The organism is Cryobacterium sp. PAMC25264 (assembly GCF_019443325.1).
GTDB lineage: Bacteria > Actinomycetota > Actinomycetes > Actinomycetales > Microbacteriaceae > Cryobacterium.
Genome location: NZ_CP080383.1, coordinates 154,676 through 174,364 on the forward strand (window position 1 = coordinate 154,676; position 19,689 = coordinate 174,364).

Consider the following 19,689-nt stretch of genomic DNA (forward strand, 5'->3'; position numbering starts at 1 on the left):
GGCCAAACTGGGCAGAATTGCAGGAGTTATGCACCCGCAGGGGGTGAGGGAAGAGGCGCAGGTTATGGAATTTCCGATCAGCAGGTCCGTCGGGGCCCGGTTCGAGTACCTCCCGGAGGCCGGCTCGACCAACGACGTGCTGGTGACCCGGGCGACGGGGCCGGATGCCGCGGCCTGGCCCGACCTGTCGGTCATCGTCACCGACAACCAGACCGGCGGCCGCGGCAGGCTCGGCCGGGTCTGGATGGCGCCCAGCGGCAAGTCGTTGGCCGTCTCGGTGCTCCTGCGCCCCCGCTTGGCCTCCGGACCATTGCCGGTCAACCGGTTCGGCTGGTTCCCGCTCCTGGCTGGCGCGGCGATGACCCGGGCCGTCCGAGCTGTCGTGGACGCCGCCGCGCCCGACGGCACCGACGGCGAGGAGGCCCCCCGGCACGAGGTCACGCTCAAGTGGCCCAACGATGTCCTCATCGACGGCTACAAGGTCTCCGGGGTGCTGTCCGAGCTGCTGCCGGACGCAAGCGGGCTGTGCATCGGTACCGGCTTGAACCTGGCCCTGGACGAACACGACCTTCCCACGCTCACCTCCACCTCCCTGATGCTGGTCACCGGCAGCGTGCCAGACCCGGATGCGGTGCTGGCCGCCTACCTCACCAGCCTCAGCACTCTTGTGACAAAGTTCCTCGAGCACGGAGCCGACCCCGACGCCAGCGGCCTCCGCGCGGAGGTCAGCGAGCTGTGCGGCACGCTGGGCAGCGCCGTGCGGGTGGAACTGCCCGGCGGCAACGACCTGGTCGGCACCGCAGTCGGCCTGGATGTCGACGGCCGGCTGATCGTGGAAGACCAGACCAACGGCGAGCTGCAGGCCGTGGCCGCGGGAGACGTGACGCATCTGAGGTATTAATGGGTTATGACCAACCCAGCCAGCACGCCCCCCGGTGCCGCGCCGGCGGCCGCCCCGCCCGAGGTGGTCGTAGCCCGGCTGCGCTCGCACGCCCGTGCGCTCTTCTGGCCCACACTCGTCCTGATCGGGGTGTGCGGTGCCACCGGCTACTTCTACGGCAGTTTCGCGGAGCCCTGGGAGAACGTGCTGGTGCTGGTCGGGGCCGCGCTCGTGGTGGTGCTGTTCTGGCTGATCCCGCTGATCGCCTGGCTCACCCGGCGCTACACCGTGACCACCCGGCGCCTTATCGTGGTGCACGGCATCTTCGTGCACGTGCGCCAGGAGCTGCTGCACAGCCGCGGCTACGATGTCAGCGTGCAGCGCACCTGGCTGCAGTCGCTGTTCCGGTCGGGCACCGTGCGGATCAATTCCGGCCTGGAGCATCCGCTGCTGCTGCGCGATGTGCCCGATGCCGGGCTGCTGCAGCGTGTTCTGCAGGACCTGATGGAACGCTCGCAGACCGTGATGAGCACCAGACGCCAGGAACAGTCGGCGTTCGGCGAGGAATCAGCTTTCTGGACGGGTCGCCAGCCGTAACGAGCCCGTCGTGGCCGGAACGGGACCGGATACGGGTGCCGTGGCCGGCGCTATGACCCGGGTGCGGCGGTCGGGGGCGAACACCCAGTAGCGGTAGAGCACGAACCGGAATACGGCACCGAGCAGGAGCCCGACCACGTTGGACGAGATGTTGTCGGCGACGACGCTGGTGTAACCGAGCACGTAGTGGCTCACCCACAGGCAAGCCAGGCCGATGCCCATGCCGATGAAGCTGACGAAGAAGAACTCCAGTCCCTCGCGCAGGGTCTGAGACTGCCGGTTCTTCGAGAACGTCCAGTACCGGTTGCCCACCCAGTTGGCCAGGATGGCGAGGACCGTTGAGACGACCTTGGCCCAGATCGGCCCGGAGTCCAGGTTCTCCGGCGAGAAGATCGTCGAGCGCAGCAGGTTGAACACCGTCACATCGACGGCGAAGCCCACGAGTCCGACCATGCCGAACTTGGCAAGCTGCGCGGCGAACGCGAAGAGTCGGTGTCTGCGGGGCGTCATTCTCGGCATGCTTCCGTCCGAAAGATAGGTCAAAATAGAAGGTGGAGCGGGATAACGCGCTTCTTTCGCAGTCTACGACGCGACATATTTCCCATCCTGGGAGTTCGTAGCCCTTGGGATGAACGCTCGCACAGAAATTGGTGAACAGATGAGCACGATCGTTGGTGTGATCGGCGGAGGCCAGCTGGCCCGCATGATGATCCCCGCCGCGGTGAACCTGGGCCTGGACCTGCGGGTGCTCGCCGAGGCCGACGGGATGTCCGCCGCGCTCGCCGCGGTGTCGGTAGGGGACTACCGCGACCTGGACACCGTGCTGGCCTTCGCCGACACCGTCGACGTCATCACCTTCGACCACGAACACGTTCCGCAGGCTGTGCTGCGCGAGCTCGTCGCGCGTGGGGTGAGCGTGCACCCGGGTCCGGATGCGCTCCTCTACGCCCAGGACAAGCTCCTCATGCGCGAACGGCTCACCGAACTCGGGCTCCCCGTTCCCGACTGGGCGCGCGTGCAGGACGCCGACGAACTCGCTGCCTTCCTGGCCGATCACGGCGGCCGGGCGGTCGTCAAGACGGCCCGCGGCGGCTACGACGGCAAAGGCGTCCGGGTCGTGCAGCACGCCCACGAGGCCGACGACTGGTTCCTCGCGCTCGCCGAAGACGGCAATGCCGGCGCCCTCCTGGTGGAGGAGCTCGTCGACTTCCGCCGGGAACTCGCCCAGGTCGTGGCCCGGCGCCCGTCCGGCGAGATCGCGATCTGGCCCGTGGTGGAGACCGTGCAGTTGGACGGCGTCTGCGCCGAGGTCATCGCCCCCGCACCGAAGTCCGCGGGCCGGCTGAGCGACGTGGCCGCCGACATTGCCGAACGGGTCGCAGAAGGCATCGGCGTCACCGGCGTGCTCGCCGTCGAACTCTTCGAGACCACGGATGGCCGGCTGCTCGTGAACGAGCTCGCCATGCGCCCGCACAACAGCGGCCACTGGTCGATCGACGGGGCCGTCACGAGCCAGTTCGAGCAGCACCTGCGTGCCGTGCTCGACCTGCCGCTGGGCGGAACGGGCCTGCGCGAACCGTGGTCAGTGATGGTGAACGTGCTCGGCGGCCCGGTGGAGGGCAGCATGGCCGACCGTTACCCCGCCGCGTTCGCCGAGCAGCCGCTGGTCAAGGTGCACAACTACGGCAAGGACCCGCGTCCGGGGCGCAAGATCGGCCATGTCACGGCATCCGGCGCGGATTTGGACTCGGTCACCTACCAGGCGCGTGCCACTGCGGCGTTTTTCCAGGACTGAAGCCTAAGATCGTCTCCGTGCCAGACAACCTCTCGACGAGCGCCCCCGAGCCCGTGTCCCCGCCCGACGTCCTCGTCGGTGTCGTGATGGGATCCGACTCCGACTGGAACGTCATGAGCGACGCCGCGGCGCTGCTGAAGGACTTCGGCGTGGCCCACGAGGTGCAGGTCGTCTCTGCGCACCGCACACCCGAGAAGATGATCCGTTACGGCCAGGATGCGCAGTCCCGCGGCCTCAAGGTGATCATCGCCGGAGCGGGCGGCGCTGCCCACCTCCCGGGCATGCTCGCCGCGGTGACCACCCTGCCCGTCGTGGGCGTTCCCGTTCCGCTCGGCCGGCTGGACGGCCTCGACTCCCTGTTGTCGATCGTGCAGATGCCCGCGGGCGTTCCGGTGGCGACGGTGTCGATCGGCGGCGCGCGCAACGCGGCGCTGATCGCCGTCAAGATCCTGGCCACGGCCGATGACTCCCTGCGCCTCAAGTTGGAAGGCTACGCCGCGGACCTGGCCGAGCAGGTGGAGCAGAAGAACACGGCCCTGCAAGCGAAACTATGAGCCAGGCCAGCAGCCCGATCCGGTACCCGAACACCGGCTCAAGCCAGGTCATGACCCGCCGGGCCTGGTGGCTCGTGGTGCTCAACATCATCATCCCGGGCTCAGTGCAGGTGCTGGCCGGCAGCCGGAAACTCGGCCGGTTCGGCCTGCGCGCCACCCTGACCCTGCTGGTTGCGGCAGCGGTCGCCGCGATCGTCTACGCCGTGAATCCTGAGATTCTGCTCACGATCGCCACCAACTCCATCGCCCTCTGGGTGCTGGCCATCGCGCTGGTGTTCTACGCCGTGGTGTGGATGATCCTGACCTTCGACACCATGCGCCTGATCCGGCTCATCAAGGCGCGGCCCAAGATGCGCCCGTTCATCGCCGGCCTGGCCACCGTGGCCATGGTCGCGGTCGCCGGCAGCGCCGGCTACGGCGCCTACTTCGCCACCACGACGAGCGGATTCCTCTCCTCCGTCTTCGCCGCCGGCCCCTCCGAACCACCCGTCGACGGCCGTTACAACATTCTGCTCCTCGGCGGCGACGCCGGCGCCGACCGTCTGGGCATGCGCCCCGACAGCACCTCGGTGGTGAGCATCGACGCCGAGACCGGCAAAGCCGACATCATCGGGTTGCCCCGCGACCTCGAGAACGTGCCGTTCCCGGAGGACTCCCCGCTCTACGCGTCCTACCCGAACGGCTACGGCTACGACGATACCTGCGACGTGGACGTCTGCCAGCTCAATTCGATCTACACCGAGGTCGAGCTCAAGAGCCCGGACATGTACCCGGACGCGGTCTCGGAGGGCAGCGAACCGGGCATCGAGGCCATGCGTGACGCCGCCAGCGGCGTCACCGGCCTGACGATCCAGTACTACGTCTTGATCGACATGCAGGGCTTCGCCCAGCTCATCGACGCCCTCGGCGGCGTCGACATCAACGTGGCGGAGCGGCTGCCCATCGGCGGCCAGGAGGACGACCTGAGCGATGTCGAGGGTTGGGTGGAAGCCGGACAGCAGCACATGGACGGTTTCACCGCCCTCTGGTACGGCCGGGCCCGGCACGGCTCGAGCGACTACGACCGGATGTCCCGCCAGCGTGTCCTGCAGGAAGCCATCCTCAAGCAGTTCAACCCCGCGAACGTGCTCACGAAGTTTCAGGGTGTGGCGCAGGCCGGTGAAGAGGTCGTCAAGACCGACGTGCCCCAGGGCATGCTCGGCTACTTCACCACCCTCGCGGCCAAGACCAAGGAACTGCCGGTGGGCGCCGTCGAACTGGTACCGGACAACGGCGTCGATCCGACCGACCCCGACTACGACTACATCGCCGGACTCATCGATGCGGCGCTCAACCCGGTCGTGGAGACGCCCGCACCCTGAGGTAGCGGCTGATGCATCCGCGGTGAGCCGGTGCTGAGCGGCCGCCGCTCGGGGCGGTCAGCTTCGGGGCCCATCGGCGCTGACGCGAGGGCTCAGAGGTCGGCGTGCAGCTGCCAGACCCGCTCGGCGGTGTCCCGCCAGGTGAAGGCCTTGGCCCGGTCGCTGCCGAAGATGCGCAGACGCGTGGCGAGCTCGGTGTCGCCGAGCACGCGCCCCAGGGCCGCGCTCAGCCGTTCGGGATAGCCGGCCGCGTCACCGCGTTCCACGGCGAAACCCGCATCGCCGCCGGCCTCGACCAGGGCGGGGGCGTCGGAGTGGATGACCGGGGTGCCGAACTGGAACGCCTGGATGATGGGTAGGCCGAAGCCCTCCTCCAGGCTCGGGTAGACGAACACCGATGCTCGGCTCATGACGAGCGCGAGTTCCTGGTCGGTCAGCCCGTGCATCGATCGCACCCGGTCGGGCGCAAGGCCCGCCTCGTCGGCGACCGACGCCAGCGTGAGATCGCCCCAGGAATCGGGGCCGAGGACGATCAGCGGCAGGTCGGCGGCGCCCGGAAGGCCCAGAGCCGTGATGAGGGCCGTGACGGCACGGCGCGGCTCGAGGGTGCCGGCGGTGAGGATGTACTGGTCGGGGAGCTTCAGGGACACCGCCAGGGCCTCTGCTGCGGCCGAATTGGTGGGGAGGGTCAGTCCACTGCTGACGGCGCCACCGATGACGCGCACCCGGTCACCGAAGTCCATGACCTCCCGAAGCTGATCGGCGAGGGCGTGGCTGGGCACCACGATGGCATCGGCGTGCTTGCGGGCGCGCTTGAGCATCATCTTGGTCCAGGCCACGGTGGTGGGGGTGAGCGACTCCGGGTGCGTCCAGGCGAGCACGTCGTGCACCGTCACGGCCACCTGCGTCTCGTCCCTGGCCCGGTCGTGCCGGCGGAGCGGTGCAAACAGGCCCGGGGCGTGCACGAGGCCGTGACCCGCCGAGGTGGCTACGCCCAGCTGCCAGGCAGCGGACAGCTCGCGGCGGGCCAACGCCATCTTGTGCAGGCCGGCCAGCCCGGGCAGGGCGGCTTCGATCTGGGCGTAGTTCTCCGCGCTGGCGGCCGAGACGATGCCTTCGACCGCGCAGTCCGTCGGCGCCGTGCTGATCAGCGACCGGGTGAGTTCCTCGGTGTACCGGCCGAGCCCGCCCGGAACGGGCGAGATCAGCTGGTCCACGACGACCCGGAGGGTGATCATGACGGGTCGAAGGCGCCGCGGCCGGCGGCGTCGGCGAGGGCTTCGGTCCAGTCGCGCATCGGGGTCAGGCCGGCCGCGGCCCAGGCGTCGTGCCCGAGGACCGAGTAGGACGGCCGGGCGGCGGGTCGCACGAATGTGCTGCTGTCCGTGGGCCGTACTCGCTCGGAGTCCAGGCCGGCGCTTTCGAACACGGCCTGTGCGAAGCCGAACCAGGAGGTCTGCCCGGCGTTGGTGCCGTGGTAGATCCCGGCGGGGGCATCCGCGTCGAGCAGGGCCACGATCTGGGCGGCCAGGTCGACGGTCCAGGTGGGCTGACCGAACTGGTCGGCGACCACCGAGACGGTGTCGCGGCCCGCGGCGAGGGTCAGCATGGTGCGGCCGAAGTTGGGACCGTGGGCGCCGTAGAGCCAGGCCGTGCGCACGATGAAGCTGCCCGCCGGGTTCTCGGTGAGAACGAACTGCTCGCCCGCGGCCTTGGTGCGCCCGTAGGCGTTGATCGGGTCGATCGCGGTGTCCTCGGGGTACGGGCTGGTGCCGGTGCCGTCGAAGACGTAGTCGGTGGAGATCTGTACGAGCTTGGCGCCGACAGCGGCCGCTCCGATCGCCAGGTTGCGCGGGCCGATGGCGTTCACCAGGTAGGCGTCGGCCTCGTGCTCCTCGGCCGCGTCGACCGCGGTGTACGCGGCGGCGTTGATGATCACGTCGAACCCGGTCACCGCCTCGCGGACTGCCGCGAGATTGGTGATGTCGAGTTCGGTGCGGTCAACGGCCGTCACGTCGCGTCCGGCGAGGGCCGTCTGCAGATCGCGGCCGAGCATCCCGGCCGCCCCGGCGATCAGATAGCGGGTCATGCTAGCTCAGCGCCGCGCGGGCCTTGAGCGGTTCCCACCAGGAGCGGTTGTCGCGGTACCACTGCACGACGTCGGCCAGGCCCTGGGCGAAGGGCACCTCGGGAGAGTAGCCGAGTTCGGCCTGGATCTTCGAGATGTCCACGGAGTAGCGCAGGTCGTGGCCGAGGCGGTCGGCGACGCGGTCGACGTAGGACCAGTCCTTACCGGTCGCGTCGAGGAGCAGCTGGGTGAGCTCGACGTTGGTCAGCTCGGTGCCGCCGCCGATGTTGTAGATCTCGCCCGCGCGGCCTTTGACCAGCACCATGGCGATGGCGCGGGTGTGGTCGTCCACGTGCAGCCAGTCGCGGATGTTGTTGCCCTCGCCGTAGAGGGGAACGTGCAGGTCGTCGATGAGGTTGGTCACGAACAGCGGGATGACCTTCTCGGGGAAGTGGTACGGGCCGTAGTTGTTCGAGCAGCGCGTGATCGACACGTTCAGGCCGTGGGTGCGGTGGTAGCTGCGGGCGAGCAGGTCGCTTCCGGCCTTCGACGCGGAGTACGGGGAGTTGGGCTCGAGGGCCCGCTCTTCGTTCCAGGAGCCCTCGGCGATGGAGCCGTAGACCTCGTCGGTGGACACGTGCACGAACCGGGGCAGGTCGTTGCGCAGCGCCGCGTCGAGCAGCTGCTGGGTGCCGAGCACGTTGGTCTCGACGAAGATCGACGCGTCGCGGACGGACCGGTCCACGTGGGACTCCGCAGCGAAGTGCACCACGGCGTCCAGGCCGGGGAAGAGAGTGTCGAGCAGGGCACCGTCACGGATGTCCCCCTTGACGAAGGAGTACCGGGGGGAGTCGGCCACGGGGGCCAGGTTCTCCAGGTTCCCGGAGTAGGTGAGGGCGTCGAGAACGACCACCTCAGCGCCTTCCAGGCCCGGGTAGGCGTCCTGCAGGGTGCGGCGAACAAAGTTCGAGCCGATGAAACCGGCGCCGCCGGTAACGAGGATCTTCATAGAGAGGTAACCATTCCGTTTGCGTAAAGGGCCTACGCGATTGTACTGGACGCACATTGCTAGGCTGGCAACCGTGCAGATTCGCGAACTCTCCGTCCCCGATTCCTACGAGGTGACCCCGAAGCAGTTCGGGGACGACCGGGGGGTCTTCCTCGAGTGGTACCGCTTCGACAAGCTCTCCGAGGTGGTCGGGCACCCGCTGGACCTGCGCCAGGCGAACACCAGCGTGTCCAGCCGCGGTGTGGTGCGCGGCATCCACTTCGCCGACATCCCGCCGGGACAGGCGAAGTACGTCACCGCCACGCACGGTGCGATCATCGACTTCATCGTCGACATCCGGGTGGGCTCGCCCACCTTCGGGCAGTGGGATTCGGTGCTGCTGGATGACGTGGACCGCAAGGCCGTGTACCTCGCCGAGGGCCTCGGCCACGCGTTCGTCGCGCTGACCGACAAGGCCACCGTGAGCTACCTGGTCTCCTCGACCTACAGCGCCGGCGCCGAACACGGCATCAACCCGCTCGACGAGCAGGTCGGCCTGGTCTTCCCCTCGTCGGCCGGCGAACTGTTGCTCTCGCCCAAGGACACCGACGCCCCGAGCCTCGCCGAGGCCGCCGCGAGCGGACTGCTTCCCGAGTGGAACGCCGCCCGCGCCTACTACGACTCGCTGAACGAACGGAACTAGACATGCGCGGAATCATTCTCGCCGGCGGATCGGGCACCCGCCTGTGGCCGATCACCAAGGGCATCTCCAAGCAGCTGATGCCGATCTACGACAAGCCGATGATCTTCTATCCGCTGTCGACGCTGATGATGGCCGATATCAAGGACATCCTCATCATCACCACCCCGGAGTACAACGACCAGTTCAAGGCGCTGCTGGGCGACGGGTCCGACCTGGGCATCAACATCGAGTACGCCGTGCAGCCGTCCCCGGACGGTCTCGCGCAGGCGTTCATCATCGGTGAGGACTTCATCGGCGACGACAGCGTCGCCCTGGTCCTCGGCGACAACATCTTCCACGGCGCGGGCCTGGGAACGGCGCTCCGCAACAACGCCGACATCGACGGCGCCCTGATCTTCGCGTACCACGTCTCCGACCCCACCGCCTATGGCGTGGTCGAGTTCGACGACAAGTTCACCGCGGTGTCGATCGAGGAGAAGCCGGCCAAGCCCAAGAGCAACTACGCCGTGCCCGGACTGTACTTCTACGACAACTCCGTCGTCGAGATCGCCAAGTCCATCGAACCCTCCGCCCGCGGCGAGCTGGAGATCTCGACCGTCAACGAGCGCTACCTCAACCAGGGCAACCTGCACGTGCAGGTCCTGGACCGCGGCACCGCCTGGCTGGACACCGGCACCTTCGAATCCATGATGCAGGCCAGCGAATACGTGCGCGTCATCGAAGACCGCCAGGGCCACAAGATCGGCTGCATCGAAGAGATCGCCTGGCGCGCCGGCTGGATCGACGACGCCCAACTCGCCCGCCTCGCCGCCCCGCTCGCCAAGAGCGGCTACGGCGTCTACCTCAAGGGCCTGCTCAGCACCGACTGAGCACCCGCCGATGTGCCGAAGGCCCCGTGGATCTGATCCACGGGGCCTTCTCGGTGCGTAACCAACACGAAAACTGACGTGGGGGTTGTGCTTCCCGCCCCGGCGGTTTCACGGGCGGGCTGGGGCGGCTCAGCCGCCGGACTGGATGTGCGCGAGCACGTCGTCCATGGTGGCCTTGATGCCGGCGGGCAAGCTGGTGAGCTGGCGCTTGTCCAGGTCCGGCCACACGGTCGACGTGATCCGCAGGTCCAGGCCCTGCATGGAGGCCTCGGCGGAGTAGCCGAGCATGACGTTGGGCTTGCTCTTGGCCAGGGTGCGGATGTGTCCGAGCAGGTTGCTGATCGTCACGGCCTGGCCGGAGGCGAGGTTCTTGATCGCCTCGGTGCGGCCGCCACGAGCGGTCACCGACTGGAGCCTGGTGACGCAGTCGACGACAAGCTCGGCGCAGTCGCGCACGTAGATGTAGTCGCGCATGGTCTCCAATGGAACGAAGATCGACGCCGGCTTGGGGGAGAACTGCGCTTTCGCGAGATGCGAGATGAGACCCTGCATCTTGCCGAGCTTCTGGCCGGGTCCGTAGAGGTTGGCGATCCGGCCGGCCAGGACCGAGACGCCCGATGCGCGGGAGAAGGCGAACAGGCTCGCCTCGGCGTCGAGCTTGAATCGGCCGTAACCGGAGATCGGCACCGGAAGGCTGGTCTCGTCGAACGGCGGATGCGCCGACCCGCCGTAGACGCCGCCGGCCGAGGAAGCATAGAAGAGCGCGCCGCGCAGGGCGGTGCCGTGCGCGCCGGCGGCCAGGGCGACGGCGTCAAGCACCAGCCTGAGCTGGGCGAGCTCCGCCGCGATGGCGGCCGGGGGTGTGGAGGTGACAGCGTTTCCGGCCAGCCAGAGCACGGCCCAGTCGGCGGACTCCGTGGCGGCGGTGCGCAGCAGCCGTTCGGCGGTGGCCGCGGCTGTGGCGGCCATCGCCTCATCGTCGGCCCAGGGCAGAGGATCAGCGGGCAGCAGCACCCAGCCGTTGCGCCGCTCGATGGCGGCGGCGGTGGCGCTGCCCAACAGGCCGCGGGCCCCGATCACCCAGGCGTATGTGGTCACTTCGCGGCTTTGTGCGTCCGCCCGAGAGGCCCATCCGCCGGGTCGGTGGTGATCAGGTACGGCGGCTTGCCCATGGCCATGTTCACGTTGATGCCGATGTACTCGGCGATGATGCCCAACGAGAACAGGATGAACCCGGCGCTCAGGAGCACCAGAACGCTCAACGACGCCCACCCCTGGATGGCGATGTCGCCGGCGAGCCGCTGGATGAAGATGACCACGGCGAAGACTACGCCGACGAGGGCGAAGATCACGCCCAGGCCGCTGACGAGCCGCAGCCCCCGGGTGCCGGTGGTGAGGATCATGCGCCAGAAGTGCGAGAACAGCCGGCGTGCGGAGTAGCCGGAGCTACGTTCGCCCTCCTCGCGCAGCTCCACCGGAGACGTCGTGACGCGGGCCGCGACCCAACCGATGGCGACGTCGAGGTACACGCCGCTGCCGGCATACGCGGCGACGCTGCGGCCGATGTTGCCGAGCATGAGCCGGTAGCTCTGGTAGTCGGCGGCGGCACCCGAGCCGGACAGCTTGGTGAGCAGGTACTTGGCGGCCTTGGACGCGCCGTTGCGGAGAGCACCGTGCGGGGCGGGATTGGTGGGTTTGGCGTAGACGACGGAGGCCTGCTCACGCATGGCGGTGTCCAGCATCCCGCCGATGGCGCGCGGGTCGTGCTGGCCGTCCTCGTCGAGGGTGACGATCCAGTCGCCGCCGGAGGAGGCCATGCCGGCCAGGGTGGCGGCGTGCTGGCCGAAGTTCTTGCTCAGCCAGATGCCGCGGGCGAACGGGTAGCGTTCGGTGATGTCGCGGATGATCGAGGCGGAGTTGTCCGGCCCGTGGTCGAAGACCAGCAGAACCTCTTCCACCTGGAAGGTGTAGCCGTCCGGGGTGATGCTCAGCCGGGTCAGCGGTTCGATCTCGCCGAGCACGGCGGCCAGGGTGCGTTCGCCCTGGTAGACGGGGATCACGATCGAGATGCTGTGGTCGGCGACGTCGGGTTCTGCAGAGGGGAGTGTCACGGGTTCAGAACCTATCACACGGCCGGTTTCGTCAGCCGGGAGCTCAGGCCGCTGCATCCGCCTTCACCGCCTTGGACATGCGACGGCCGAGCCAGAGGTACGCCAGCCGGCGCACCTGGGCCATGATGCGGGCGCGGGTGTTGCCGATTCGCCGGTCGAGGCCGGAGACGACGTCGGGCCGGGTCTGGGCCATCCAGTTGTGGAAGCCGATCGCCTGCTCGGCCTGTTCGTTGACCAGCCGCACGCTCCACTGGCTGTCGGAGATACGGAATCCGGCCAGGCTGCCGGGAACGCCGACGAACTTACCCTCGAGGAGCACCAGGGAATAAGAGGTCTCATCGATCAGGTAGGGCCAGCGGGAATCCCACCAGCCGACCTTCTTGAGAACGCTCGTGCGCATGAGCACACAGCCGGGCTCGCCGAAGATGTTGGTGCCCTGGGTCACGGTCTTCCGCACGGCGACGGTGCCGTCGTGCACGCCGGTCAGGCCGGCCAGGCCGCGGTCCTTGAGCACCGGAACGCCGTTGGCGTCGACGATGTCGCGCGGCGAGGCGGCGAGCACAGCGCCGGGCGTGGACACGAGAGCGGCTACCTGCTGGGCAACGATGGTGGGGTAGAGCAGATCGTCGCCGCAGACGAGCTTGATCAGCTCGCCCGTGGCCGCCTGGCTCACCCGGTTCCAGTTGCGCAGGGCCCCGCCGCCGCCCTCGGTGTGCAGCAGGGTGACCCGGGGATCGGAGCTGTAGCGCTGCATGACCGCCCAGGTGTCGTCGGTCGACGCGTGGTCGGAGACGATCACCTCGAGGTTGGTGTAGGTCTGACCGAGAACCGACTTCATCGTGTCGTCCAGGTAATCAGCGTTGTTGTACGCGGGGATCACGATGGAGACGAGGGGTTCGGCCTGGCTGGAAGGAGTGGGGCCCGAAGGCAGCGAGTTGGTACTCATATGTAGGTGATGGCTCGTTTCGTTGTGGGAAACTACCCCACCACGATACCGGCTGACCCCCGTCGTGCGGTTGTGAAGGCACCGTGAGGGATAATCTTCTGGTGCAGTCCAAAATAGTGTGGCCCATTCTCGTCGTGGTGGCGGTCCTGGCGGGAGCGTCCATCCCGCTGCTCTTCGACCCCGGTTTCTACTACGTCGATGACAGCCAATCCGGAGCCTTCGGGCAGTGGTACGAGATCGGTCGCCGGGTGCTCGACCTGGACTGGTCGCTGATCAACCCGCGGGTCTGGCAGTCCGGTAACTACCTCGCAGAGGGTGCCTGGGGCATCCTCAGCCCGGTCCTCTGGGTTGTGGGCATCGGCGCCCACCTGTCCGGTAGCGCCCTGATCTTCAGCACCGTCATCAAGATGCTCTGCCTGCTTCTGGGCGGCCTGGGCGTGTACGCCCTTGCGCGCAATTTCGGGGCACTGCGCCCCTGGGCTGCGCTCGTCGCCGTCGCCGCGCCGCTGGCCGGCTTCACCCTGTATATGGATGCGCCCTCCTGGGCCAATGGATTGATGGCGTGGAGCTTCCTGCCGCTGACCTGGGTGCTCGCCCGCCGGGCCGTGCTGCAGGCGAAGTCGCCCACCCTGCCGATCCTCTCCGGGATCGCGCTCGTCGGGATCGGCTACGCGCACGCCACGATCTTCTTGGCTCTGACCTTGGGAGCCCTCATCGTCGAGGCCTTCCTCACGCGGCACCGGCCCTCCATCGTGCGCGCGTTCGTGCTCGCCTTCGCGGCCGGCAGCTTCGCCGTGATCGTGCACCTGCCGGGCCTGCTCACCGCGCCGGTCACCGGCCGCACGAGCGGGGTGGGCAACACCGACCTGCTCACCGTCAACCTCAGTGGACTGTTCGCCTCCGGCACCCCCGTCGGCACGCCAGGCATCCTGTTCTTCAACGCGCAGTTCCCCTACGCCCCGCTGCTGTACATCGCGTGGTTCCTGCCGCTGCTGGCGTTCGTGGACCTGACGCGCCTGCGCCACCTGTTGCGGAGCCGGCTGAGCATCGTGATCGTGCTGATCGCCGCCCTCGTGGGTGTGCTGCTGCCCAGCGATTTTGGGCCACTGCGCTTCCCGGTGCGCATGATGCCGTATCTCACCCTGGCTGTGCTGCTGCTCGTCGCCGTCGGACTGTCGCACGCCCGCCCGGCCGTGCTCAGCCGCAACCGGTTCCTGGTCGCGGGAGGCCTGGTCCTGCTGGGCGCCGGGCTCACCTTCAGCGCCGGCCCGCAGTACGTCAAGGTGCTCGCCGCGGTCACCGTTGTGATCCTGGCCGCGGTGTGGGTGGCCTACCGGGTGCTCGGCGACCGTCCGCTGCCGGTGCTCGGCAGTGAGTCCGCCGGCCGGCTGGCCGGGCGGGGCGTCCCCGTCGTCGCCGGTGCCGCGATCGTCCTGACCGTGCTGCTCCTGGTGCCCCAGCACATCTCCTCGCCCACCTCGCCGCTGCCCGACTACGGGGTGCCCAACGATGTGAGTGACTACCAGCAGCAGCTCGAGGACGCCGAGGGTGACGTCATCATCGCCGGCGGTGTCGGAGACCTCGGTGACCCGGGTGCCTGGGACGAGACCCTGGTGGGCAACCTCTGGTACGTCACCGAGGAAGACGTGCAGAACGCCTACTCCGCCGTGTACTACACGCCGTACAACTCGCTCACCTGCATGCAGTACAACGGCTCCACCTGCGGTGCGCTGTATTCGCGCCTGTTCACCACCATGCCCGAGACCGGCAAGACCGTCGCCGACCTGATGGGCGTCAGCTCGGTGCAGGCCGTCAAGGCCGTCGTTCCCAAGAAGGACTGGTCGGTTGTCCCTGAGGGCTGGCATGTCGCCGAAGACACCGCCAAGACCCGGCTGATCGTGCGCGACGAACCCGTCGCCGGAGCCGGCTCCGTCGTCTGGGCGTCCGACGGCACCCAGGTCACCGTGTTGAAGGAAGACGCCATGGGCGTGTCGTTCCGCGTCGACGAGATCGGCGCCGACGGCGGCCAGGTGGCGCTCAGCCGCATCCCGTGGCCCGGCTACCAGGTGGACGGCGGCACGGTGTCCGCCGAACCGGTCGACACCTTCCTGCTCGGCGTCGACCTCGATGCCGACCAGCTCGGCAAGACCGTGACGGTGTCGTTCTACGCGCCCGGCTACCCGGTCCAGCTCGCCGCGGCCGCGTTGCTGCTGCTGATCCTGCTCGGCTGGCCGATCCTGCGGCTGGTCGGACGCCGCCGCGACGGCGACGGCCGCATCGTGCGCGTGGCACGCGCCAGCCGCGTCCCCGCACCCGAGGTCGCGGTATGACCCGAACGTCGGCGGCTCGCACCGTCGCGGTCGTGGTGGCCTACAACCGGCGTGACCTGCTCATCGAGGTGCTCGACGCCCTCGCCGCGCAGACCGTTCCGGTCGCTGCGGTCGTGGTGGTCGACAACGCCTCAACGGATGACACCGCCGCGCTGGTGCGGGACCGGTTCGGGTACGCGGACCTCGTGTCGGTGTCCCGTAACACCGGCGGCGCCGGTGGCTTCGCGATCGGGGCGGCCCGGGCCGTGATGCGCCAGCACGCCGACCTGGTCTGGCTGATGGACGACGACACCGTGCCCACCCCGACGGCCCTCGAGGCTCTCATCGGCAGTGTCGGCGACGACCCGCTGGTCACCATCGCGGGCTCCAGAGTCGTCTGGACCGACGGCCAGGACCACCCGATGAACACCCCACGGGTCAAGCCGTTCGTCGGGTCGCGGGAACGCGCCGCCGCGACGGCACGGGAGGCGCTTCCGGTGCGGAGCTCGTCGTTCGTGTCGATGCTCGTCCGTGCGGACGCGGTGCGCCGGCACGGCCTGCCGATCGCCGACTACTTCATCTGGAACGACGACTTCGAATTCTCCACGCGCATCCTGCGCCGCAGCAGGGGGCTGTTCGTGCCCGCCAGCGTCGTCGTGCACAAGACCGTGAAGCTCGGCGCGACCGACATCGACCCGGGCGAGCGCTTCTACTATGAGGTGCGCAACAAGGTGTGGCTGCTGCGCCTGGCCCGCGGGCTGAGCCCGGCCGAGAAGGTGCTCTACGCCGGATCGACCGTGCGTCGGTGGGCGCGCACCTTCCGCGCCTCGGCCAACCGCCCGGTCCTGGTGTCGGGGCTCCGCCGCGGCCTGAGCGACGGATTCCGCAGCCGCCCGCGGCCCAACACTGTGGCGCTGGCCGGTTTGGGCGAGGCCTCCGACGATGTCGCCGCCTGCGAGGCCGGGGTGGCCCGGGCATGACCGGCACCGAATTCTCGCTCCTGCTCCCGGTCTACGCCGGAGACAAGGCCGCCTACTTCGCCAAGGCGTTCGCCAGCACCGTGGTCGACCAGAGCCGGCGACCCAGCGACGTCGTGATCGTGCAGGACGGTCCCATCGGCACCGATCTGGCCGCCGCCGTGGCCGCCGCGACTGCCGCATCGCCCGTGCCGGTCAACCATGTGCGCCTGCCCGCCAACGTGGGCCTGGCCCGTGCGCTGGAGACCGGGCTCGGACATTGCGCCCACGATGTCGTCGCCCGGATGGACGCCGACGACATCTCGCTGCCGACCCGGTTCGAACTGCAGCTGGCCGTCATCGAGGCCGGCTTCGATCTGGTCGGCACCGGAATGCTGGAATTCGATGAGGCCGGCCGGGTGCTCGGCAAACGGATCCCGCCCACCGACGCCGACGACATCGTCGCGTCCGCGCGCTTCCACGACCCGTTCAACCACCCCACGGTCGTGTACCGGCGCTCGGTCGTGGCGCGCGCTGGCGGCTACCGGGAACTTCCGCTGATGGAGGACTACTGGCTCTTCGCCCGGATGATCCAGGCCGGCGCGCTGGTGGCGAACCTGCCGGATCCACTGGTGATGTACCGGGTGGATGCGGGGGCGTACGGCCGCCGCGGCGGCCTCACCCTGTTCCGCAGCGAGATCGCCTTGCAGCGCAGCCTGCTCAAGGACCGTTTTGTCACCCGTGGCCAGTTCCTCCGCAATGTGCTCGTGCGCGGCGGGTACCGTTTTGTCCCGGTGTCCCTCAGACGGGTGGCGTACCGCCGCTTCATCGTGAGAAATTACGCCAATGACGCCGACTGACCGGCGCGTCCGGTACCTGTAGACCTTCTCAGGCGCGCACTCGGCGTTAGGGTGGTCAGACGTGCGCAGAGGCGTGGTTGGTGCAGTGGGGGGCTGGTTTCAGGGCTTTTCGTTGGGCGTTTCCCGCGGTGGGCCGCACGATCACCGACCAGATAGCCGAGGCCACACGTGTACAGACCCGACCCAGAGCGGGGAGCCGGCGTCATTCGGCGCCCGGTCGCCCGCAACCTCGTCGCGATCCTGAGCGTGTTCGCCCTCGTGCTGGGTCTACTGACCGTCGGCGCCACCACGGGCCAGGATTCGGCCGAGGCAGCCACCGCCAGTGACTTCAATCCCGGCAACATCATCAGCGACGCCGAGTTCTACAACCCCGGCACCATGACGGCGAACGAGATCCAGGGATTCTTGAATTCCCGGGTGCCCAACTGCCGGTCCGGCTTCGTCTGCCTGAAGGACTACTCCCAGGCCACTGCCAGCCAGAGTGCCAAGAGCGAGGGCTGCGCCGCATACCCCGGCTCCGGCAGCGAGTCCGCCGCCACGATCATCGCCAAGGTCGCGGCCGCGTGCGGGATCAACCCGCAGGCGCTGCTGGTGCTCCTCGAAAAGGAGACGAGCCTGGTCAGCGACACCTGGCCGTCCTCCCTGCAGTACCGCAAGGCCGTGGGCTACGGCTGCCCGGACACCGCCGACTGCGACGCCAACTACTACGGCTTCTTCAACCAGCTCTACAACGCGGCCTACCAGTTCAAGAAGTACCAGGCCAACCCGGGGTCGCGCGGCTACGTCGCGGGCCGCTGGAACACCATCCAGTGGAACCCGAACTCCTCCTGCGGCTCCTCCAACGTCTACATCGAGAACCAGGCCACCGCCGGGCTCTACCTGTACACGCCGTACCGTCCGAACGACGCCGCGCTGAACAACCTGTACGGCACCGGCGACGGATGCTCGTCCTACGGCAACCGCAACTTCTGGCGGCTGTTCACAGACTGGTTCGGTGACACCCACAGCGGCAGCTCCATCGTGCGCGACACATCCAGTGGCGGCCTCTTCCTCATCTCCGGAACGTCGAAGTACCCCATCCCGACCATGGACGTCTACTACGCCCTGGCCAACCTGGGCAGCTACCGCGATGTGCCCGCCTCCTATATCGCCGGGTACAGCACCGGAACCGCCGCCAGCGAGCTGGTCCGCAACCCGCTGACCGGTGAGATCGCGCTGGTGCAGGCGAACAGCCGGCACCGATTCAGCACCTGCAACCAGGTGGCCGACTGGGGATACAACTGCTCCACGGCGATCGACCTGATGCCGGGCCAGTGGGCCAAGCTCCCGTCCAGCGGTGACGTCTCGGCGTTCGTTGTGCAGCCGGGCAGTTCCACTGTCTACTACCTGAACGCGGCGACCCGGTTCCCCGTCGACGAGTGGGCCGGCGTTCTGCGGCTGAACGGTGGCGGCGCACCCTGGGTGGGCACGATCCGCAACTCCGCCGCTGAACGGTTCCCGGTCGGCCGGGTACTGGCGACGCCGGCGACCGCAGTCAAGTCGGCGTCGTCCAGCGATGTGTTCCTGATCGACGGCTGGGGATCCCGGATCCGCATCCCGTCGATGGCGATCCTGTCCGAGTACGGCCTCAACTCCATCCGCACCCTCAGCGACAACGCCATCAACGGCTACCCCCGCACTGGGGCCGACCTCACCACCGTCGCGAACTGCAACGGCACAGAGGGACTCGTGCACGGCGGAGCGTTCTCGGCGCTGAACAGCAATGGAACGGGCATTCCGGTCACCGGGCTGGACGGAACCACCTGCGCCGCGTTCGCCGGCGGGGCTGCCATCGCGTCGGCCGCGTTCGTGCTCACGCCGGGCTCGCCCGACGTGTACCTGCTCACCGGCGGCGCCGCCCGGCCCGTCTGGGGCTGGAACGACGTGCTCCGTCTCAACAACGGGTCAGCTCCGGTCATCTCCGCCCTCACCGGCGGCACGGTGCAGGGACTGCCCCAGCCCGGCGGCGTCGTCGCCCCGTACGCGCTGGTGAAGTCGAACCAGGACTCCACGGTGTGGGTGACCGACGGTCTGGACAGGAAGCTTCGACTGGACTCGTTCGGCACCAGTGACGCCCTGGGCCTCGGGTCCTACCGTGTCGTGCCCGATCAGCTGCTGAACGCCTACGGCACCACGGGTGCCACGCTCAGCCGCGCGGTGTCCTGCTCCGGAACGACCTATCTCGGCCTGGGCGGCACGCTGTACTCGGTGTCGGCCGGCAACCCGCACGGGCTTCCGGTTGTCGCTCTCGGTGACGCCTGCGGCGTGCTCAACCGCTCCGGCGCTGCGCCGCTCGACCGGGTGTTCCTCAAGTCCAGCACGTCCTCCATGGTCTACTACCTCGTCGGCGGCCAGCGCCGCGCGGTGAATTCCTGGTCTGACCTGGTCGCGTTGAACGGCGGGTCTGTTCCGCAGATCTTCACCGTCAACCCGTCGGAGGTGTCGACTCTGCCCGATGGTGGGGCTGCCACCCTCTAACCTGGCATCACACACAGCGCGTCCCGCCTCCGGTCGGGGCGCGCTGTTGTGTTCGTGGGGCCGATACCGCGGCACAGACACCCCGGCGCGACGTCGCGGGTGAGCCGATGGTGAGCGGGCAGACCACCGGATGCCTCAGCGCGGCGCCCCGTGCCCCGCTCAGGCGCCGAGAACG

Annotated in this window: 18 protein-coding genes; 11 read left to right on the top strand and 7 right to left on the bottom strand. The window is 68.6% G+C overall.

Translation table 11 applies throughout. The annotated features are described in order from the left end of the window. Nucleotides 1-64: 64 nt before the first annotated feature. Together KY500_RS00675 and KY500_RS00680 are read left to right on the top strand one after the other, a co-directional pair. A complete protein-coding gene (locus KY500_RS00675; protein ID WP_219901929.1) occupies nucleotides 65-901 on the top strand; it encodes a biotin--[acetyl-CoA-carboxylase] ligase in 837 nt (278 codons plus the stop codon). 6 nt (nucleotides 902-907) lie between these two features. Further along, nucleotides 908-1,477 carry a PH domain-containing protein gene (locus KY500_RS00680; RefSeq protein ID WP_219901930.1) on the top strand — a complete coding sequence of 190 codons (570 nt, stop codon included), beginning with the start codon at nucleotides 908-910 and terminating at the stop codon, nucleotides 1,475-1,477. Here KY500_RS00680 and KY500_RS00685 read toward each other — a convergent pair. Continuing rightward, nucleotides 1,448-1,987, bottom strand: a complete 540-nt coding sequence (locus KY500_RS00685; RefSeq protein WP_219901931.1) for a GtrA family protein — start codon at nucleotides 1,985-1,987, stop codon at nucleotides 1,448-1,450. The two genes, KY500_RS00680 and KY500_RS00685, sit on opposite strands and share 30 nt — an antisense overlap. Before the next feature lie 118 nt (nucleotides 1,988-2,105). Here KY500_RS00685 and KY500_RS00690 point away from each other — a divergent pair, with 118 nt between their 5' ends. The 3 genes from KY500_RS00690 to KY500_RS00700 all read left to right on the top strand — a co-directional run bounded on the left by KY500_RS00690 (nucleotide 2,106) and on the right by KY500_RS00700 (nucleotide 5,187). Continuing rightward, a complete protein-coding gene (locus tag KY500_RS00690; RefSeq protein WP_219901932.1) occupies nucleotides 2,106-3,272 on the top strand; it encodes a 5-(carboxyamino)imidazole ribonucleotide synthase in 1,167 nt (388 codons plus the stop codon). Nucleotides 3,273-3,358: 86 nt separating this feature from the next. Then, nucleotides 3,359-3,826 (top strand): 5-(carboxyamino)imidazole ribonucleotide mutase, encoded by a 468-nt coding sequence (gene purE, locus KY500_RS00695; RefSeq protein WP_219903219.1) that lies wholly within the window; start codon nucleotides 3,359-3,361, stop codon nucleotides 3,824-3,826. Beyond that, on the top strand, nucleotides 3,823-5,187 hold the full coding sequence (locus KY500_RS00700) for an LCP family protein (protein WP_255579634.1): 1,365 nt from the start codon (nucleotides 3,823-3,825) through the stop codon (nucleotides 5,185-5,187). The genes purE and KY500_RS00700 overlap by 4 nt, the downstream gene beginning before the upstream one ends. A 92-nt stretch (nucleotides 5,188-5,279) precedes the next feature. On the opposite strand, the gene KY500_RS00705 is transcribed toward KY500_RS00700, so the two are convergent. The 3 genes from KY500_RS00705 to rfbB are packed head-to-tail and all read right to left on the bottom strand — an operon-like array spanning nucleotide 5,280 to nucleotide 8,264. Then, on the bottom strand, nucleotides 5,280-6,425 hold the full coding sequence (locus tag KY500_RS00705; RefSeq protein WP_219901933.1) for a glycosyltransferase family 1 protein: 1,146 nt from the start codon (nucleotides 6,423-6,425) through the stop codon (nucleotides 5,280-5,282). Then, nucleotides 6,422-7,276, bottom strand: a complete 855-nt coding sequence (rfbD, locus tag KY500_RS00710; protein ID WP_219901934.1) for a dTDP-4-dehydrorhamnose reductase — start codon at nucleotides 7,274-7,276, stop codon at nucleotides 6,422-6,424. The genes KY500_RS00705 and rfbD overlap by 4 nt, the downstream gene beginning before the upstream one ends. Nucleotide 7,277: 1 nt before the next feature. Then, entirely contained in the window at nucleotides 7,278-8,264 is a 987-nt protein-coding gene (gene rfbB / locus KY500_RS00715; protein ID WP_219901935.1) for a dTDP-glucose 4,6-dehydratase, read from the bottom strand. 73 nt (nucleotides 8,265-8,337) lie between these two features. Here rfbB and KY500_RS00720 point away from each other — a divergent pair, with 73 nt between their 5' ends. Then, on the top strand, nucleotides 8,338-8,946 hold the full coding sequence (locus tag KY500_RS00720) for a dTDP-4-dehydrorhamnose 3,5-epimerase family protein (protein ID WP_219901936.1): 609 nt from the start codon (nucleotides 8,338-8,340) through the stop codon (nucleotides 8,944-8,946). Between the two features lie 2 nt (nucleotides 8,947-8,948). Then, nucleotides 8,949-9,815, top strand: coding sequence for a glucose-1-phosphate thymidylyltransferase RfbA (gene rfbA, locus KY500_RS00725; protein ID WP_219901937.1), 867 nt, complete (start codon nucleotides 8,949-8,951; stop codon nucleotides 9,813-9,815). 129 nt (nucleotides 9,816-9,944) lie between these two features. On the opposite strand, the gene KY500_RS00730 is transcribed toward rfbA, so the two are convergent. From KY500_RS00730 to KY500_RS00740, 3 genes are read right to left on the bottom strand one after another with little or no spacing between them, the layout of a single operon-like run. Then, nucleotides 9,945-10,913, bottom strand: coding sequence for an NAD-dependent epimerase/dehydratase family protein (locus tag KY500_RS00730; RefSeq protein WP_219901938.1), 969 nt, complete (start codon nucleotides 10,911-10,913; stop codon nucleotides 9,945-9,947). Next, the gene (locus KY500_RS00735; RefSeq protein ID WP_236900816.1) at nucleotides 10,910-11,926 is read right to left on the bottom strand and encodes a glycosyltransferase; all 1,017 of its coding nucleotides are present in this window, start codon (nucleotides 11,924-11,926) and stop codon (nucleotides 10,910-10,912) included. Before KY500_RS00735 ends, KY500_RS00730 begins: the two co-directional genes overlap by 4 nt. Nucleotides 11,927-11,969: 43 nt before the next feature. Next, the gene (locus KY500_RS00740; protein WP_219901940.1) at nucleotides 11,970-12,872 is read right to left on the bottom strand and encodes a glycosyltransferase family A protein; all 903 of its coding nucleotides are present in this window, start codon (nucleotides 12,870-12,872) and stop codon (nucleotides 11,970-11,972) included. Between the two features lie 101 nt (nucleotides 12,873-12,973). On the opposite strand from KY500_RS00740, the gene KY500_RS00745 reads away from it, so the two are divergent. From KY500_RS00745 to KY500_RS00760, 4 genes are all read left to right on the top strand, one after another. After that, nucleotides 12,974-15,202 (top strand): hypothetical protein, encoded by a 2,229-nt coding sequence (locus KY500_RS00745; protein WP_219901941.1) that lies wholly within the window; start codon nucleotides 12,974-12,976, stop codon nucleotides 15,200-15,202. Further along, a complete protein-coding gene (locus tag KY500_RS00750; protein WP_219901942.1) occupies nucleotides 15,199-16,161 on the top strand; it encodes a glycosyltransferase in 963 nt (320 codons plus the stop codon). The genes KY500_RS00745 and KY500_RS00750 overlap by 4 nt, the downstream gene beginning before the upstream one ends. Further along, nucleotides 16,158-16,997 carry a glycosyltransferase gene (locus KY500_RS00755; protein ID WP_219901943.1) on the top strand — a complete coding sequence of 280 codons (840 nt, stop codon included), beginning with the start codon at nucleotides 16,158-16,160 and terminating at the stop codon, nucleotides 16,995-16,997. The genes KY500_RS00750 and KY500_RS00755 overlap by 4 nt, the downstream gene beginning before the upstream one ends. Before the next feature lie 168 nt (nucleotides 16,998-17,165). Then, nucleotides 17,166-19,514: a hypothetical protein gene (locus KY500_RS00760; RefSeq protein ID WP_219901944.1), complete on the top strand. Its 2,349-nt coding sequence runs from the start codon at nucleotides 17,166-17,168 to the stop codon at nucleotides 19,512-19,514. Nucleotides 19,515-19,689: the final 175 nt, after the last annotated feature.

Excerpts from the sequence above, each read along its gene's own strand:
- KY500_RS00690 (WP_219901932.1), top strand. The coding sequence starts at position 2,106 with ATGAACGCTCGCACAGAAATTGGTGAACAGATGAGCACGATCGTTGGT.
- rfbD (WP_219901934.1), bottom strand. The coding sequence starts at position 7,276 with ATGACCCGCTATCTGATCGCCGGGGCGGCCGGGATGCTCGGCCGCGAT.
- rfbB (WP_219901935.1), bottom strand. The coding sequence starts at position 8,264 with ATGAAGATCCTCGTTACCGGCGGCGCCGGTTTCATCGGCTCGAACTTT.
- purE (WP_219903219.1), top strand. The coding sequence starts at position 3,359 with ATGGGATCCGACTCCGACTGGAACGTCATGAGCGACGCCGCGGCGCTG.
- KY500_RS00675 (WP_219901929.1), top strand. The coding sequence starts at position 65 with ATGGAATTTCCGATCAGCAGGTCCGTCGGGGCCCGGTTCGAGTACCTC.
- KY500_RS00700 (WP_255579634.1), top strand. The coding sequence starts at position 3,823 with ATGAGCCAGGCCAGCAGCCCGATCCGGTACCCGAACACCGGCTCAAGC.
- KY500_RS00680 (WP_219901930.1), top strand. The coding sequence starts at position 908 with ATGACCAACCCAGCCAGCACGCCCCCCGGTGCCGCGCCGGCGGCCGCC.
- KY500_RS00705 (WP_219901933.1), bottom strand. The coding sequence starts at position 6,425 with ATGATCACCCTCCGGGTCGTCGTGGACCAGCTGATCTCGCCCGTTCCG.
- KY500_RS00755 (WP_219901943.1), top strand. The coding sequence starts at position 16,158 with ATGACCGGCACCGAATTCTCGCTCCTGCTCCCGGTCTACGCCGGAGAC.
- rfbA (WP_219901937.1), top strand. The coding sequence starts at position 8,949 with ATGCGCGGAATCATTCTCGCCGGCGGATCGGGCACCCGCCTGTGGCCG.
- KY500_RS00685 (WP_219901931.1), bottom strand. The coding sequence starts at position 1,987 with ATGACGCCCCGCAGACACCGACTCTTCGCGTTCGCCGCGCAGCTTGCC.
- KY500_RS00740 (WP_219901940.1), bottom strand. The coding sequence starts at position 12,872 with ATGAGTACCAACTCGCTGCCTTCGGGCCCCACTCCTTCCAGCCAGGCC.
- KY500_RS00750 (WP_219901942.1), top strand. The coding sequence starts at position 15,199 with ATGACCCGAACGTCGGCGGCTCGCACCGTCGCGGTCGTGGTGGCCTAC.